Source organism: Tenacibaculum amylolyticum (assembly GCF_964511145.1).
Classification (GTDB): Bacteria; Bacteroidota; Bacteroidia; order Flavobacteriales; family Flavobacteriaceae; genus Polaribacter; species Polaribacter amylolyticum.
The window spans coordinates 40978-59298 of sequence record NZ_CAZEFZ010000066.1; the positions used below are offsets into that span (position 1 = coordinate 40978).

Consider the following 18321-nt stretch of genomic DNA (forward strand, 5'->3'; position numbering starts at 1 on the left):
CTGCTAGTTAAACAAACATATAATCCCAAATAAATAATCAATAATGCAAAAAGTAACCTTAGCAGGTAAGCTATGCTTACTTGGCTTGTCGTTGTTAACTACTACAACGGTAAAAGCCCAACGCGTCTTTGAACTTATGCACAAAGACAATGTAACACTTAAAGAAGTACAACTCGAAGCCGAAAAGTACTTTAAAGAAGTTGGTACTGGTAAAGGAAGCGGCTACAAACAGTTTAAGCGCTGGGAGTACAATGCTCTACAAAATTTACAACCAGACGGAACCATTTTTAACGATCGCGATTATCAAAAAGCCTATCAAAATAGAACGTCCTCAAGGCGATCTACACAAACCTCTCCTAGCAACTGGAGAGAATTAGGTCCTTTGATGACTGAGGAAGCAGATCGTAAAAATGTACAAGGAGGAATCGGAAGAATTGTTTCCATTGCTGTTGAACCTACACGTCAACAATTAATATATGCAGGTGCCCCAGGAGGAGGCTTATGGAAATCAGAAAATGCAGGAAACTCATGGACTCCTTTAGGAGACAAATTTCCTAGCATGCAAGTATGGGCAATAGCCATAGACCCCAACAATACCAATACTGTATATACTGGAGCTGGCGGACACTTTTTAAAGAGTACCGATAAAGGGGCTAACTTTTCCGATTTAGCTACTTTACCAAGTAGTATTACTGATATTTTGGTAAATCCAAACAATTCAAACGAACTTTTTATTGCTGTAAGACGAAATGGTTTATATCATTCTATAGATGGAGGACAGCATTGGACACAAATTATTAATGCTCCTATAGAAGATGTAATGTATAAACCTGGGAGTACTTCTGTTCTTTATGCTTGTGGTAATGATTTTTATAAATCTATAAACACAGGAAAGTCTTTTACTAAGATAACACAAGGAATTGTTGCATCAGAACGTATGAAAATGGCTGTAAGCTCTACCAATCCTGACTACGTATATTTAGTACAAAAAAACGATAGCTCACTTGGACAAATTTATCGTTCTACTAACAGCGGTACTAGCTTTTCTATTGCTTTTAACAAGAGAAACTTGTTAGGTAGCCAGGCTTATAGAGATATGGCTATTACTGTAAGTAATACAAATGCCAATCAATTACTTGTTGGTGGATTGGTTATTCATAAATCTACAGATGGAGCACAAAGTTTTTCACAATCGAATACAGAGAGAAATCCTTCTGCAAATAACTATGTACACGCAGATATAGAAGTATTAGAATATGTAAATGGTATCTTATATGTAGGCTCAGATGGAGGAATTTACAAAAGTACCGATCATGGTAAAACCTATACAGATTTGACTACAGGTATCGGAATACAACAATTTTATCACATTGCCAGTGCTAGTAAAAATAAACATTTAATTGTTGGTGGAACACAAGATAACGGAAGTTCTTTATTACAAGATAATTCCTATAAATGGAGACGTATTGGAGGAGCAGATGGTATTGATTGTGCAATCCATCCTATAAACAATAATTTAGTTTACACTACTAGTCAAAATGGAGGGTTAAGCGAACATAACCTAGCAAATCCAGGAGAAAAAGTTGGGTCTAGACCTATTCGAACTAGCTTCTTTACACCATTAATTATTGATCCTTTAAAAGGAGATCATTTATACATGTGTAATGATAATGTTTTTCGTAGAAAAACAGCAGACAAAGGCTCTGCTAAATGGGTAAATATTTCTAGCAATACTACTTTTGGTCGTAATCTTAGACATATGACGATAAGTCCTGCAAACAATAATATTATGTATGTAGCAGATGGATTTACAATTGTAAGAGGTGATAATATTACTACAGAAAATACCAAATGGAAGCCTTTAAAAAAGTTTTATGGATATATTAATAGTATAGCCGTAAACCCTTTTGATGAAAACCATATTGCAGTTGGAACATCAAATAGTAGAGTACATGTAAGTACAGATGGTGGTATAACTTGGACAAACATTAGTGAAGGCTTACCTAAAATGCCTGTAAAAGCTATTGTTTTTGACAAATCTGCTAACAAAGGAATGTACGTAGCTGTTACTGGAGCTGTATATTTCAAAAATAAAACGACTAATGACTGGGTATTATTTAATACCAATTTACCAAATGTTAGAATTGACGATATGGATATTTTCTATGGAAAAGGTTCTTCACAAAGTCGTATTCGTATTGGAACATTTGGTAGAGGTGTTTGGGAATCGAATCTATACGATACCACAACTAATGGGGCAACATTAACTTGTAATACTATCGTAAACAATTACCCACATCAAATGAGTTTCGAAACTAATTTTGGAGGATGGGAACAAAACACTAACGATACGCAAGATTGGACACGCATTAGAGGTAATAACACGCTAAAAGCATCTCATCAGAACTTTTATATTCAAGCAGTTGCAACTAAAAGTACTCAACCTAAAAATGCAATATTAACCTCTCCTTGTTACAACTTAACATCATCAGCAAATCCAACTGTAAACTTTTCATATTTTGTAAAAGGAACACAAGCAGGTACTTTGGCTTTACAAATTACAACTAACAATGTAGATTGGAAAACCATTTGGACAACCAATTCAAAAACTTCACAATGGGAAAATGTTCGTATTGACATAAGTGAACATACACATACTACCAATACCGTAAAGTTTAGATTGAACGCTTTGTTTACTAATACACAAGAAGGTAATATTGCTGTAGATGCATTTACCATTAATGAAAAAACAATTGAATGTGAGCATTTAATCAATAGTTTTCCTTTTCTTGAAAACTTCGAATCTGGTACTTTAAACAACTTTAAACGATCTAGTACAAGTCAGTTTTTCCCATGGGAAATTGAAAATAATACAACACAGAATCTTGTAGGAAAACATTATCTCACCACCAAAGCCAGAGGAGAAACAACTTTAGAATCTCCTTGTATCGACTTAACACAATTAAGTAATTCTGAATTATCCTTCAATTACTTTTTAGAAGTTCCTAATAATAAAGGAGCTAATTTAGCTGTAGAAATTTCTCCTGATGGAAATACTTGGAACCGTATATGGGCACGTTCAGACAATAAAGATTATGCGTGGAGAAAGGCTACAGTAAACTTAAAAGCTTATGCTGGAAAAATCATTAAACTTCGATTCATAGCAAAAGGTTCAGAAGTAACTTCTGCCAATACCATACTTCTTGATAATATTTCAATTAAGAAAGTTTCTACGGTAGCGCCAACTTGTTTCGATGTTGTAACGACTTTCCCTTATAAGCATAGTTTTGAAAATGGGATTGGAAACTGGCATAACTATGATAAAGACAATCAGGAGTGGACGTTCACCAATCCAAGTGAGTACCGAAATTCTCGTAAACCAGATCGCGTTGTAGATGGAAACTTTTATGCAAGAGCTAGAATATCTTCAAGCAGGAAAGGACATGTTTCTATTTTAGAAACTCCTTGTTTTGATTTATCAACTCTTAGCAATCCTATTTTATCTTTTAAACACTTTATCCGAATAAACCGTCCTGTCAATCGTCCTAATACTACTCTCAGTAGAATTGCTATCGAAGTGACAACTGACAACGAACTTTGGAAACAAATATGGTTAGCCAAAGGAAAAATGGATGCAAATTGGGAAGACGCTCTTGTTCAGCTAAACGAATATGCTGGAAAAACAATTAAACTTCGATTTATTGCAACAGTAGGAACTGGTGGATTACAAAATGGAGATATGGCAATTGATCTAGTTGAACTAAAAGGAACTACAATCGCTCCTCCATCTTCAGAAACTCCTAACTGTACCAATACTATTAGTGGGTTTCCATACAACCAAAGTTTTGAAAATGGACTCGAAAATTGGGCAGATGCAACTAACGATCATTTTAATTGGACGCGTACAACAGGACGTACTCCTTCAAACGTAACAGGACCTAGCGCAGCAGATCATGGTAATTACTATATGTTTATTGAAGCTTCTCGTCCTAACTACCCATCTAAAAATGCAAAACTATTAATGCCATGTTTAGATTTGACAAATGCTACCAATCCTACACTTTCCTTTAAATATCATATGTATGGTAGAAATATTAATCGATTAAATATTGCTATTACAACCAATGATACTCGATGGAAACGTGTATGGACACAAGTGGGTGAGCAAGGAGATTCCTGGAAAACAGGTACTTTAGACCTTAGTCCTTATGTTGGTAAAATTGTACGTCTTCGATTTGTAGGAGTAACTGGTGACGCTTCTAAAGGAGACATCGCTATTGACGATATTCGTATTACAAATACTGCTGAAAATAGAGCTATCGCATCGGATGTTACAAATATTAATGAAGAACGCATTGCTGTTTATCCGAACCCTATAAATGATATTATGCATGTACAGTTATTCACCAATGGGGAGCAAACTTCTGTAAGCCTATACAATACTATGGGAATACTTATAAAAACAGATCGTTTTGAAACACATAAAGGAATAAACTTAGTAAAACTAAATGTTGAAGAACTTTCTTCTGGAATGTATATTCTTAAAATTCAAAAAAGAGAAACTCGCATCACTAAAAAAGTTTTAGTTAAATAATAACTTTTTATTTGATTCCTTTTAAAGTCCTAGTTTTTATTAGCTAGGGCTTTTTCTAACTATACATAATATCATATAAGAATTAATCACTTATAATTTTCTTTTTTAACTACAGTAAACTTGTGCTGCTAGTTAAACAAACATATAATCCCAAATAAATAATAAATAATGAAAAAAGTAACCTTAGCAGGTAAGCTATGCTTACTTGGCTTATCGTTGTTAACTACTACAACGGTAAAAGCCCAACGTGTCTTTGAACTTATGAACACAGAAGGTGTCTCGCTAAAAGAAGTACAACTCGAAGCAGAGAAGTATTTTAAAAAAGTAGGACAATCTCATTCTGGATACAAGACCTTCAAGCGTTGGGAGTACCAAGCCTTAAAAAACTTACAGCCTGACGGAACAGTCATGAGTCAAAGAGACATGACCAAAGCCTCTCAAAAGATTATGTCTTTGAGAAACAACTCAAGACAAACATCTCCTAGTAATTGGAAAGAGTTAGGTCCTTTAACTATTTCTCATGCAGCCAATGGAAATCATACTGGTATTGGAAGAATTATAGCAATTGCTGTAGAACCTAAAAAGCAGCAATTAATATATGCTGGATCTCCTGGTGGTGGTTTATGGAAATCAATCAATGCTGGAAATTCATGGACTCCCTTAGGTGATCAATTTGACAACATGCATATTGGTGCTATTGCCATTCATCCTATCGATAAAAAAACAATCTATATTGGTAATGGTTCAGGAGCACTTATGAAAAGTACAGATGGTGGAAATTCATTTCAAACCCTTCACTCTATCTCAAGAGCTATTAATACAATCTTAATTAACCCTGAAAACGTAGACGACATCTATATTTCTTCCAGACATAGTGGACTCTTCCATTCTATTGATGGTGGGTTAAATTGGACCAAGGTTATCAATGAAGGTATTGAAGATGTACTATTTAAACCTGGCAATACAAATACAGTATATGCTTGTGGAGATAATTTCTTTAAATCAATCGATGGAGGAACTTCATTTACTAAAAAGACAACAGGTATTCGAGCTTCAGATCGAATGAAAATTGCTGTGAGTCCAGCAAGTCCAAACTATGTTTACATTCTTCAAAAAGGAGGTAATCATTTCGGGCAATTATATCGTTCTACAAATAGCGGTGAAAACTTTGTCGTTAGAATTGATAGAGCTGCAACAGGTTCTACTAGCTGGTACGATGATTTAATAGGACAACAAGCTTGGAGAGACATGGCTATCGCTGTAAGTAATACCAATGCTAACGAAGTACATATAGGAGGGCTCAATATGTTTAAATCTACCAACGGAGGTAGAAAATTTGTTAAAGAATGTGATTGGGCAAATTTCAATGGTAGAAATTATGTGCATGCCGATATCGAAGTAATCCAATATATCAATGGTAACATATACGTTGGATCTGATGGCGGTATTTACAGAAGTAAAAATAAAGGTGGAACTTTTGCTGAACTTACGGCTGGTATGGGGATTCAGCAATTTTATAAAATAAGTAATGCGCCTACTAATAAAAATAGAATTGTAGCGGGTGCTCAAGATAATGGTAGTGCTATTATGTCGGGAACTGCCCACGTTTGGAAACGATGGCATGGTGGTGATGGAATGGATTGCGTAGTGCATCCTAAAAATGCAAACATTGTATATAGTAGTATTCAAAACGGGTACCTAACTAAAACCATTAATGGAGGAAGAACAGAAACACCAATCGCGCGTACTCCAGAAGACGCTAATGGTAACTGGGTAACTCCATTAGGCGTAGATTTTTCAAATGGAGATAGAGTTTATGCAGGTTATAAAAATCTATACAGAAATGATAATGGTGCAAGACCAGGGAGTAAATGGATTAATATTTCTTCTAAAATAGATTTTGGAGGTTTATTAGATCATATTGAACTTTGTCCTTCAAATAATCGAGTAATTTATGTAGCTAAAGACGATCGTTTATTCAAAGGAACCAACATAACATCAAATAATCCTAAGTGGACTAGCTTAACGGGATTCTCTGGATATATTAACGATATTGCTGTAGACCCATTTAATGAAAATAATGTAGCAATTGCAACCTCATCTCGTCATGTATACATTAGCAATAATGGAGGTAATAGCTGGAGTAGAATAGACAACGGATTACCTAGCGGCATATCTGTTACTTCTTTAGTATTTGATAAATCTGCTAATAAAGGAATCTATGCTTCTTTAAGAGGTGCCGTATATTTTAAAAATAAAACGACTAATGGTTGGGTAACTTTTTCTAATAACCTACCTAATGTTTCTATTTCTGAAATAGAATTGTATTATGGTACAAAATCAAGTGATTCTAAAATAAGGATGGCTACCTACGGAAGAGGCGTATGGGAATCTTCATTATACGATACACAAACCAATGGTAACAATGCTTCTAACTGTACGAATATCGTTGATAGTTTTCCTAATAATTCTAATTTTAGCACAAATTTTAATAATTGGAAACACAGTGCTAACGATGATTTCAATTGGCGTAGACACCAAGGGGGTACCGAAACTTCCCAAACAGGTCCCTCTAATGCTCCTGATAATAATTTTTATATCTATGCAGAAGCATCAGGAAACACAAATGGAAAAATAGCTACAATTACTTCTCCATGTTATGATTTAACAAAGAACGAATATTCAGAAGTTCGATTTATGTATCATATGAGTGGTTCGGATATTGGTACACTTCAATTAGAATATACGATAAACGATTACGACTGGCATACTTTATGGGAAAAATCAGGAGACCAAGGAAGTGATTGGATTGAAGAAACAATCGATTTAATTCCATATAAGTTTGACACTATTAAATTTAGATTAAAAGCTACTACAGGAGAAGGCGAAAAAGGAGACATCGCAGTTGATATGTTTACCGTAAGAAAGCTAACACCTAAATTGACTTGTGACTCAGAAATAGACATATTCCCATATACAGAAAGTTTTGAAACTGGATTTAATAACTGGACCAATATAGATGGAGACGATTTCGATTGGACACATCGTCAAGGAGGAACTCCTTCTTCCTCTACAGGACCTTCAGAAGCTAAAGACGGAACTTATTATGTATATATCGAAGCTTCTGGGAATAACAATCCGAATAAAAGTGCAATCCTACAAACACCTTGTTTAAATTTCACTGAATTACAAAACCCTGAACTTCGTTTTAACTACCATATGTATGGAGGGCATGTCGGAAACTTAAAGCTAGAAGCTTCTAAAGACGGATACTTTTGGGATGAAATTTGGTTTAAAAAAGAAGACCAAGGAAACATGTGGCATACAGCTACTATTAACTTACAGCAATATGCTAAAGAAGCTATTCAAATAAGATTCGTTGGTACTTCTCGCTATTATCAAAGTGATATTGCTATTGATCAAATAGTTATTGAAGATAAAAAAATCTCTCCTCCTATAGAAACTCCTAACTGTATCAATACTATTAGTGAATTCCCATATAGTCAGAGTTTTGAAAACGGATTAGGAAATTGGGCAGATGCAACCAACGATCACTTTAATTGGACACGAAAATCTGGAAGAACTCCTTCGAACGAAACAGGTCCTAGTAGTGCTCAACATGGAAACTACTATATGTTTATCGAAGCTTCTCGACCAAACCACCCTAGTAAAAATGCCAAGCTACTAACTCCTTGTTTAGATCTTACCAATACTACAAATCCAGTAGTAACATTTAAGTACCATATGTATGGTAGAAATATTAATCGATTAAATATTGCACTAACAACCAATGATACTCGATGGAAGCGTGTATGGACAGAAGTAGGCGCTCAAGGGAATTCTTGGAAAACAGGTACCTTAGATTTAAGTGAATATGCTGGTAAAATTGTACGACTTCGATTTGTAGGAGTAACAGGAGATTCTTCTAAAGGAGATATTGCTATCGATAATATTACGATTACAAATAACTCAGATAACAAATACAATACGACTGCTGAAAATCTTGAATTTACTAGTGAAACAATTGCTATTTATCCAAATCCGGTAACTACGGAAATGCATATACAATTGTTTACCAATAACGAGCAAATTTCTGTAAACCTATACAATACTATGGGAATACTTGTAAAAACAGATCGCTTTGAAACACGTAACGGAATAAACTTAGTAAAACTAAATGTAGAAGAACTTTCTACTGGAATGTATATTCTTGAAATTCAAAAAGGAGAAGATCGTATCACTAAAAAAATCTTAGTTAAATAATATTTTTTATTTAATTCTTAAAAAAGTCCCTAGTTTTTAAAAACTAGGGACTTTTTATTTTGCCTTTTTAGCAACTTGTTATATAATAGCTTTCAAAGTCAGTTATTTACCCTTCTAGATACATAAATAACTTCTCTTATCAGCTATTATACTCAATAATATACGTAACACATTGATCTTATTAGGTTATTTACTACTTCATCTTAATAAAATATAGCATCATATAATTAAAGAACCTATTGGTTAGGCTATAATACCTCTAGAGAGCATTACAATACCTAAATAATCTATTACCAATACCATACACTACCATTATTTAACCTAGAAATTGGAATTAGTAACTACAAAATTTCAATAAACTACCCCTCTAACATAGTATTATACCTATATCTACAATTAATCAACGTATATTTTTAGGTTAACAACCACTATACTTTACTTATAAAGATGTTTATACTAATTACTTTCAACTATGTAATTACAACTTCACAGCAACTTTGAGCCACTATTTAACAGTTTGTACCAATGGTAACTTTATATATTTCAGTAATTTGCTTGCTTTAAATAGTAATCAATCATGATAAAAAGAATACTTTTGAGTTGTACTGCAACAATTCTTATTAGCTGTAATACTCCCAACACTACTCAAAAACAAGAAAAAATAGATCTCAAAATTGATTATGAAAAAATCACATTAGACAATGGTTTAGATGTTATTTTTCATGTTGATAAATCAGACCCAGTAGTTGCTGTTGAACTAATGGTTCATGTAGGTTCATAGAGTTTTTATCAGTAATCATTTTACAATAAACTTTACTTTTATTAAAAATTTAACATCATTGGATAATAACTAACATTCAAAAAATATTAGATTAGCAAAAGAACTTAAAAAAGAAAAATATGAATTTCTCAAAAATTAAAATGTTAGGAAAAACTTTATCTAAAAACGAAACAAAAAACATTACTGGAGGTACTGTATACCATGGTATGTGTGAGAGTGGGACAACTTTTTCATTTGAAACACATGATTTACAATCGGAAACTGAAGCTTACATAGAGAGAACTTATTGTGACGGTACTAGAGTAGCTTTCGTAATGGAAAGAACAGGTCGTTAATGAAGTATTTTTTTTTTAATAAAGTAAAAGACTGCCGCTTGGCAGTCTTTTTTTACATACAAAACTACATAACTTCCTATGTTAATAGCTTTTAAAAAGATCTCATTTTAAATCATCACTTTACTAAAAACCTATCTACCTTAATTAATTATTCATCTGAAATTAGCTGCTGGAGGCCCTGGTTATGTAACCAAAGAAATAAATGCAACTTTAGCAGTTACTGCTGAAGATGTAATGAATGTATTTAATACCTACATTAAAGGAAAAAACTTTATTGCAACTAGTTTTGTTCCTAGAGGAGAGGCTGAATTAGCCTTAACAAATTCAGTTCCTGCTGAAATTGTAGAAGAAAAAATTGTAATTGGAGCAGAAGAAACATTTGATTCTTCTATTGCTGCTACCTATGAAAAAACACCTTCTACATTTGATCGTTCTGTGGAACCTCCTTACGGAAAAGCTCCTGAGATAAAAACTCCTGAAGTTTGGAAAGATCAACTAGACAATGGCTTAAAAGTATTAGGAATACAAAACAACGAAGTTCCTTTAGTAACTTTTGATATGACTATCGACGGTGGTCAGTTAGTAGAAAGCATGGACAAACTTGGAGTTGCTAATTTAACTGCAAGTTTATTAGAAAAAGGAACACAAACAAAAGATGTAAGTGAATTAGAAGATGCTTTAGCACAATTAGGAGCTTCTGTAAACATTTATGCGACTAAAAGCGATATTCGTATTTCTGGAACTACATTAGCTAGAAACTATGATGCTACTTTAACTTTGGTAAAAGAAATGTTATTAACTCCAAGATGGGATGCCAATGAATTTGAACTCCTTAAAAAGAGAGCTATTACCAATTTAAGGCAGCAAGAAGCGAGCCCAAGAGCTATTGCTAGCAATCAGTATAATGCATTAATTTACGGTGAAGATAATATTCGTTCTAAAAACATTTTAGGAACAATAGCATCTGTAGAAACAATTACATTAGATGATCTTAAGCAATATTATACGAACTTTATTTCTCCATCTGTAACTACAATGCATGTTGTTGGAGATATTAACAAAGAAAATGTAGTTGCTTCTCTTCAAGATTTAGCTACCAAATGGGAGGCAAAAGAAGTAGTTATTCCTGAGCACAAAACACCTGCTCCACCAGAAAAATCGACTGTTTATTTTTATGACATTCCAAATGCTAAACAATCTCAATTGCGTTTTGGAGCTCCTGCTTTAGCATTTAACGATCCAGATTTTTATCCAGCTACTGTAATGAACTACATTTTAGGTGGTGGTGGTTTTGCTTCTCAATTAACACAACAATTAAGAGAAGGTAAAGGATATACATATGGAATTCGTTCTCGTTTTTCTGGTTCTAAAGTAAAAGGTCCTTTCACTATTTCTAGTGGAGTTCGTAGTAATGTTACTTTAGAAGCATCTCAATTGGTAAAACAAATTTTAGAGAATTATGCTAAAAACTATAATGAGAAAGATTTAGAAACTACAAAAGGTTTCTTAATAAAAAGCAATGCTCGTGCTTTCGAAACTATGAATGCAAAGCTTCGTATGTTAGAAAATATGAGTGCCTATAACTTATCTCCAGATTATGTAAAGAATCGTGAACAAGTTGTAATGGATATGACCATTCCTCGTATTCAAGAATTAGCTAATAAATATATTAAAGCTGATAACATGATTTGGTTAGTTGTTGGTGATGCTGAAACACAACTAAAAAGAATGAAAGAATTAGGTTTTGGAGAGCCTGTTTTATTAAATAAACTTCAAATACCAGTTAAGAAGTAATGAATGTATTATGAAGCATCTTATTTAGTAAGAGAATTTTGTTCTTCTTGATAGCTCCTTCGTTTCACGAAGGATGACATTATGTATAATTTGTCATTCTGAAATGTTTCCTGAGTGTATCGAAGGAACATGAAGAATCTGTCGCTAACAAAATGCTCATAAAACTTCTGATATTTCAAAAAAATAACTCCGTGCTTGTAAGCACGGAGTTATTTTTTATACTTTGAAATTGAACTAATTGTTATTCAAAGCTAGCTCCGCTAGCTGCAACATTTCTATCAATTTTACGCATTAATCCTTGTAATACTTTACCTGGACCAACTTCTACAAATTCTGTAGCTCCATCTGCTATCATTTGTTGAATAGATTGCGTCCAACGAACAGCTCCTGTTAATTGTGCTACTAAGTTTTGTTTAATTTCCGCTGGATCTGTTACCCCTTTTGCTACTACGTTTTGGTATACTGGGCAAATTGGCGTGTTAAATGTAGTTTCTTCAATTGCCTGAGCTAATTCTTCTCGAGCTGGCTCCATTAATGGTGAATGGAAAGCTCCGCCTACTGGTAATACTAATGCTCTTCTTGCTCCTTTTTCTTTTAAAATATCGCAAGCTTTATTAATAGCTTCTACCTCTCCTGAAATTACAATTTGTCCTGGACAATTATAATTTGCTGCTACAACTACTCCTTCAATAGATTCACATACTTCTTCTACTACAGCATCTTCTAATCCTAAAACAGCTGCCATTGTAGATGCTTGTAATTCGCAAGCTTTTTGCATTGCCATTGCTCTCTTAGCAACTAATTGCAATCCATCTTTAAAAGATAATGCGTTACTTGCTACTAATGCAGAAAACTCACCTAATGAGTGTCCTGCAACCATATCTGGTTTAAAGTCCTCTCCTAATACTTTTGCTAAAATTACTGAATGTAAGAAAATAGCTGGTTGTGTAACTTTTGTTTGTTTTAACTCCTCTGCTGTTCCTTCAAACATTGCATCTGTAATACTAAAACCTAAAATAGAATTTGCTTCTTCAAATAGCTCCTGAGCCATTGGTGATTTTTCATATAAATCCAATCCCATTCCTGTGAATTGCGCTCCTTGTCCTGGAAAAATATAAGCTTTCATAAGTTTCTTTAATCTTTGTTTACGATTACAAACATAATCAATTTTAATTTTGCTATTTTCGTTTTATGACAGAGAAAAATAAACTCTTAGCACAAAATATTTATTTAATCCTGGCTGCATTATTTATTGCTTCGTTAGTTGCTTCAAATCTTATCTTTCAAAAGTTTTTTTATTGGTATCCTATAGATTTAGAAATTTATGATGTAAAATTATTTGAAGTTTCTGTTGGATTATTACCGTATCCTATTACATTCTTAATTACAGATATTTTATCTGAAATTTACGGGAAACGAAGAGCCAATCAAGTGGTAATTGCAGGGATTTTTGCTTCGTTATTTTCATTAGGTATTATTTTAATAGGAGAACAAGTTCCAGCAACTCCATGGTCTCCTGTAAATGATAACACTTTCAACTTAGTTTTTGGAGCAACTCCTTTAGCTGTGCTAGCTTCAATGTTAGCATATTTATTTGCTCAATTTATAGATATTAGGGTATATCACTTCTGGAAAAACTATACAGACGGAGCACATTTATGGCTGCGAAATAATTTTTCTACTTTCTTTTCTCAGTTCATAGACACCTTAACTGTACTCCTATTATTATGTTCTTTTGGAATCATTCCTTGGGATAAATTCCTCGGACTTTTAATTAGCGGTGTTGTTTTTAAAATTATGATTGCCGCATTAGACACTCCATTATTATATGTAGCTGTACACTGGTTTAGAAAAAAGTTTGATTTAAAACCTGGTGAAGAAATTAAAGGTATTTAAAATTAGTAGTAGACATAAAAATGTCAGTAGAAAATAAAACTTGGAGGAAATATGAAAGACAGATCTATAAAGAATTAGTCTCAGTTTTTAATGATTGTGAATTTGAGTTTGATGATAGAATTTTTGGAAAACACAGTAAAATAGATAGACAAATTGATATTTCAGTACGCGGCCATATTGGAGGTAATAAGATTTTAGGTATAATAGACTGTAAACATTTCTCAAAAAAAATTGATATAAAAGTTATTGAAAGTTTTCTTGGCATGCTTGAAGACACTAAAGCTAACTTTGGACTTATAATTACCAATAAAGGATATAGCACTTCAGCTAAAAATAGAGCTAGTGTCAGAAACTTAAGGCTTGATATTATTGAGTTTGATAAATTAGAAAAAATTAAGTTAACTCATGACTATTTTATAAATCAAAAAATTCAAAATCTTGAGCTTTCTAAATACGAGTTTTTTAAAAGAGCTAAACAAAATTCATCTTATTTCGACACAAATAAATCAGATTACAATAACAGAATAATTGTTTTTAAAGAAGGATTTGTAAATACTGAATATTATGCTTTTAAAAAGATAATTAAAGAAAGTGCACGTATGTTCAGAGACTTTAATGATTTGGAGGTTGTTACTATTAAAGTTCCCGTTAATCAAAATAACCAAAAACGGTTGTATCTATCCAAAGTAAATCGAAATCAATTAGAGAGATTTTTAAATGTAACTTTTAAACAATTAAAAGGGGATATTAAATCTTGGAGAAATAATTTTTTGGAAAATAAAAATTATACTAAGCAATCAATTTATAATTTTGCAAGTGAGAACATAAACTCAATTAGTTATAATAGTTATGAGAATGATATATGATAATTAAAAAACGAGTTAATATAAATAAGTTCATATAATTCTAAAGTTAATTAAATAAAAAGTTTGAATAAATTCTTTTACAATTTCACAAGAGATCACCTTAATCTATCTCATGAAACTGCCACCTATCTAAATGTATTAGGCAACTTATTTATTATTGCTGCATTAGGTTATATTTTTTTTAAAATCGTTCGGTTTTATGGTAGCAAATTAATTCGAAAAGTTGCCAATAAAACAAAAACTGAATTTGATGATATTCTAGTTAAAAATGCTTTCTTTTTAAAACTAAGTAGAGTTCTTGTTCTATATATTGTTTTTGCTTTACTTCCTTATATTCTAATTCACTTTTCTGATGTATTAGCTTATGCAAAGCGTTTTGTTAATGTACTTATTGTAATTGCTTTTATTTCTTTATTAAGAAGTGTACTGCATAGCATTAAAGATTACTTAAGGACATTATCTGTTTTTAAAGACAAACCTTTAGAAAGTTATGTTCAAATTTTCATGATTATCTTATGGGTTATTGGATTGGTTATTTCTTTTTCAATAATTACAGGAAAACCTCTGTTACGTTTCTTTACTGCCCTTGGAGCTTTTTCTGCTGTATTGTTATTGATTTTTAAGGATACTATTTTAGGTTTTGTTTCTAGTATTCAAATTTCGGTATATGATACCGTACGATTACAAGATTGGATTACTATGGAAAAATTTGGTGCTGATGGTAATGTGATAGAAATCAACTTAACTTCTGTAATTGTCAAGAATTTTGACAACACCATTACCAGTATTCCAACCTATTCTTTAATTTCAGATTCTTTTAAGAATTGGCGTGCGATGAACCATTCTGGTGGTAGACGTATTAAAAGAGCTATTTTTATTAAAATAAATAGTATTCATTTTTTAACTTCTGAAGAAATTGAATCTTATAAAAAGATTGCTCTTATTAAAGATTATATTACCGAAGCTTCCAACGAAGTAAATACGTATAATACAGAACACAATATTGATAAATCTGTTCTAATTAATGGTAGAAACCTTACCAATTTTGGTGTTTTTAGGAAGTATTTAGATCTTTATTTACAACAACATCCTAAAATTAATCAGGAATTACTTTTTATGACGCGACAATTAGCTCCTACTCCAGATGGAATTCCATTAGAAGTATATGCTTTTAGTAGTGAAAAAGAATGGAGCATTTATGAGCGTGTAATGGCAGATATTTTTGATCATATTTTTGCAAGTGTACCATACTTTCAATTAGCAATTTTTGAAAACCCTACTGGACAAGACCTAATTAACTTAAAAAAGCAATAATGTCTTCAACTAGTAATTCATTGTATGCAATGGCTTTCCAAAAGCTCAAAAAAAGTAAAATTGGTATGATTAGTTTTGTATACATTATTCTTTGTGGGTTTATAGCTATTTTTAGTTATGCTTTAGCACCAGATAATAGTAACTCTGCAAATGTAATGCATGTTGAAATTCATTCTAAAGCACCTGGTTTTACAACACAAATACTTCAAGTTCCCTTACCAAAGGAGCATAAAAACTCATGGTATTCTACACTAATTTCTGGTAAAAAAATCAATTTTAACGAAGTACCAATTACTTCATATAAACTAAATGATACTAATATTTCAGTTACGAAATATGATGGAACAACAAAAGATTTTGACTCTGCTATTTTTAAAAACCAACCTCAAAATTATATCAAAACACAAACCTTTTATTTAGGTACAGATAAGTTTGGTCGTGATTTATTAAGTAGAATCCTCATTGGAGCTCGAATATCTTTCTTTATTGGCTTTATTGCTGTTTTTATTTCTTTATTAATAGGCATTCCTATTGGAGCTATAGCAGGATATTATGGAGGGAAAATAGATGCTTTTATTATGTGGGTGATTAATATTACTTGGTCTATTCCTACCTTATTATTAGTTATTGCTATTACTTTAACTTTAGGAAAAGGTTTTTGGCAAGTTTTTATTGCTGTAGGTTTAACCATGTGGGTTGAAGTTGCTCGTATTGTAAGAGGACAAGTAATAACTGTAAAACAGCAACAATATATTGAAGCTGCAAGAGCCTTAGGTTTTTCAGATCTTAGAATAATTTTTAAACATATTTTACCAAATACTTTAGCACCTATTATTGTAATTTCTGCTGCCAATTTTGCTGCGGCTATATTAATTGAAAGCGGATTGAGCTTTTTAGGTATTGGAGCACAACCTCCTACTCCATCTTGGGGAGCCATTATAAAAAACCATTACAATTATATTGTACTTGGTAAACCTTATTTAGCTCTTATACCTGGTATGGCTATTATGAGTTTAGTAATGGCTTTTATGCTTCTAGGAAACGCATTGAGAGATGCTTTGGATGTGAAAACTTAAGTTTGTACTTTCGCTCCTTCAATTAAAAAACTTATGAATTTTACGGTAAATTTTACAACAAGGTGGGCCGATTTTGATGCCAATATTCACATGCGTCATACCGCATATAATGATTATGCTGCCGAATCACGTTTACGTTACTTTAATAAATATGGAGTTACAATACACGATTTTACAAAAGAAAAAGTAGGTCCTATTCTTTTTGAGGAAAACACTCGTTTTTTAAAAGAAATACATTTAGGTGAAGATATTTCTGTAAATCTAAAAATCACAGGTTTATCGAGTAAAGGAGAACGTTGGAGAATTCAACACGAAGTTTTTAATAGCAAAGGAAAGCTTTCTGCTATTATCAATGTTTATGGAGCATGGTTAGATTTAACTAAAAGAAAATTAACTGTTCCTCCTTTAAAGTTTCAAGAAATTTTTAAGGATGCAGAACGAACAGAAGACTTTCAAGAAATCGTTTTAAAAGGTGAAAAATAGAAATAAATTAATAGCCGCTATACTTTTAGTGGCTATTTTAACTTTAAACCATTATCTGGATACAACTAACGACGATAACTCAACTGGTATACCAGAAACTCTTCCTTCTAAAAAAAAGACTGCTACTTTTAACTACTTACCGTCTTCTACAACGCAGCAAATTGTAAAACACAACTATTACGCTTTGTCTTATAATGAAAAGCATGAACAGGCTGAATGGGTAGCATATACCTTAGACAAAGATGATATTGTAAATACTAATTTTAAACGTCCTTTTTTTATTAAAGATCCAAAAGTAAAAACAACTTCTGCTGATTGGAAAAACTTTAAAAAATCTGGATACGATAAAGGGCATTTATGTCCTGCTGGTGACAGACGGTTTTCTAAAGCTGCTTTTAATGAAACTTTTTACACCTCTAATGTCACGCCTCAGAAACATAATTTTAATGCAGGTATTTGGAATAAATTAGAACAAAAGGTGCGTTATTGGGCAAAAAAATACGATCATTTATATGTAGTAACTGGTGGCGTATTAACAGATGCTAAATACACTACGATAGGTAAAGAAAACGTGTCTGTTCCTAATTCATTTTTTAAAGTAATATTAGATTATACACAACCAGAGATTAAAGCTATTGCTTTTTTAATTCCACATAAAGAAACCGATAAACCTCTACATGATTTTGTTATTTCTATAGATAAGTTAGAAGAAATAACTAACATCGATTTCTTTCCTGAGCTTCCAGATTCGATTGAAAACAAACTAGAAGCTGCTACTGATTATAAAAACTGGGCTTTTGGTAAGGGCTTATAATTTACTGAATAAAGTATTATTATTTATATATAAAGAGATATAAAGCTATCTTAAAACACTATCATACACTAAATTATAAATGTTTTAAGATAGCTTTATCTTACT

The 18321-nt window shown here is 32.3% G+C and carries 12 protein-coding genes; 11 read left to right on the plus strand and 1 reads right to left on the minus strand.

Annotation, left to right across the window (positions count from 1 at the left end; all coding sequences use genetic code 11):
- The first annotated feature begins 43 nt into the window (after window positions 1-43).
- From ACKTTC_RS15455 to ACKTTC_RS15475, 5 genes are all read left to right on the plus strand, one after another.
- Entirely contained in the window at window positions 44-4594 is a 4551-nt protein-coding gene (locus ACKTTC_RS15455; protein WP_408040749.1) for a T9SS type A sorting domain-containing protein, read from the plus strand.
- A 168-nt stretch (window positions 4595-4762) separates the two neighbouring features.
- Window positions 4763-8857 (plus strand): VPS10 domain-containing protein, encoded by a 4095-nt coding sequence (locus ACKTTC_RS15460; protein WP_408040750.1) that lies wholly within the window; start codon window positions 4763-4765, stop codon window positions 8855-8857.
- A 577-nt stretch (window positions 8858-9434) separates the two neighbouring features.
- Complete coding sequence (locus tag ACKTTC_RS15465) at window positions 9435-9638, plus strand: hypothetical protein (protein ID WP_408040751.1); 204 nt, start codon at window positions 9435-9437, stop codon at window positions 9636-9638.
- Between the two features lie 119 nt (window positions 9639-9757).
- Complete coding sequence (locus tag ACKTTC_RS15470) at window positions 9758-9973, plus strand: hypothetical protein (RefSeq protein ID WP_408040752.1); 216 nt, start codon at window positions 9758-9760, stop codon at window positions 9971-9973.
- A gap of 234 nt (window positions 9974-10207) precedes the next feature.
- The gene (locus tag ACKTTC_RS15475) at window positions 10208-11767 is read left to right on the plus strand and encodes a M16 family metallopeptidase (protein WP_408040753.1); all 1560 of its coding nucleotides are present in this window, start codon (window positions 10208-10210) and stop codon (window positions 11765-11767) included.
- Between the two features lie 241 nt (window positions 11768-12008).
- On the opposite strand, the gene fabD is transcribed toward ACKTTC_RS15475, so the two are convergent.
- Entirely contained in the window at window positions 12009-12893 is an 885-nt protein-coding gene (gene fabD, locus ACKTTC_RS15480) for an ACP S-malonyltransferase (protein ID WP_408040754.1), read from the minus strand.
- Window positions 12894-12958: 65 nt separating this feature from the next.
- Between fabD and ACKTTC_RS15485 the strand changes: the two genes are divergently transcribed.
- From ACKTTC_RS15485 to ACKTTC_RS15510, 6 genes are all read left to right on the plus strand, one after another.
- Window positions 12959-13663 (plus strand): queuosine precursor transporter, encoded by a 705-nt coding sequence (locus tag ACKTTC_RS15485; protein ID WP_408040755.1) that lies wholly within the window; start codon window positions 12959-12961, stop codon window positions 13661-13663.
- Between the two features lie 20 nt (window positions 13664-13683).
- Window positions 13684-14529, plus strand: a complete 846-nt coding sequence (locus ACKTTC_RS15490) for a restriction endonuclease (RefSeq protein WP_408040756.1) — start codon at window positions 13684-13686, stop codon at window positions 14527-14529.
- A gap of 63 nt (window positions 14530-14592) precedes the next feature.
- Window positions 14593-15843 carry a mechanosensitive ion channel family protein gene (locus ACKTTC_RS15495; protein WP_408040757.1) on the plus strand — a complete coding sequence of 417 codons (1251 nt, stop codon included), beginning with the start codon at window positions 14593-14595 and terminating at the stop codon, window positions 15841-15843.
- Window positions 15843-16919, plus strand: coding sequence for an ABC transporter permease (locus ACKTTC_RS15500; protein WP_408040758.1), 1077 nt, complete (start codon window positions 15843-15845; stop codon window positions 16917-16919). The genes ACKTTC_RS15495 and ACKTTC_RS15500 overlap by 1 nt, the downstream gene beginning before the upstream one ends.
- A gap of 33 nt (window positions 16920-16952) precedes the next feature.
- Window positions 16953-17402 carry an acyl-CoA thioesterase gene (locus ACKTTC_RS15505; RefSeq protein WP_408040759.1) on the plus strand — a complete coding sequence of 150 codons (450 nt, stop codon included), beginning with the start codon at window positions 16953-16955 and terminating at the stop codon, window positions 17400-17402.
- Window positions 17392-18216, plus strand: a complete 825-nt coding sequence (locus tag ACKTTC_RS15510) for a DNA/RNA non-specific endonuclease (protein ID WP_408040760.1) — start codon at window positions 17392-17394, stop codon at window positions 18214-18216. The genes ACKTTC_RS15505 and ACKTTC_RS15510 overlap by 11 nt, the downstream gene beginning before the upstream one ends.
- Window positions 18217-18321: the final 105 nt, after the last annotated feature.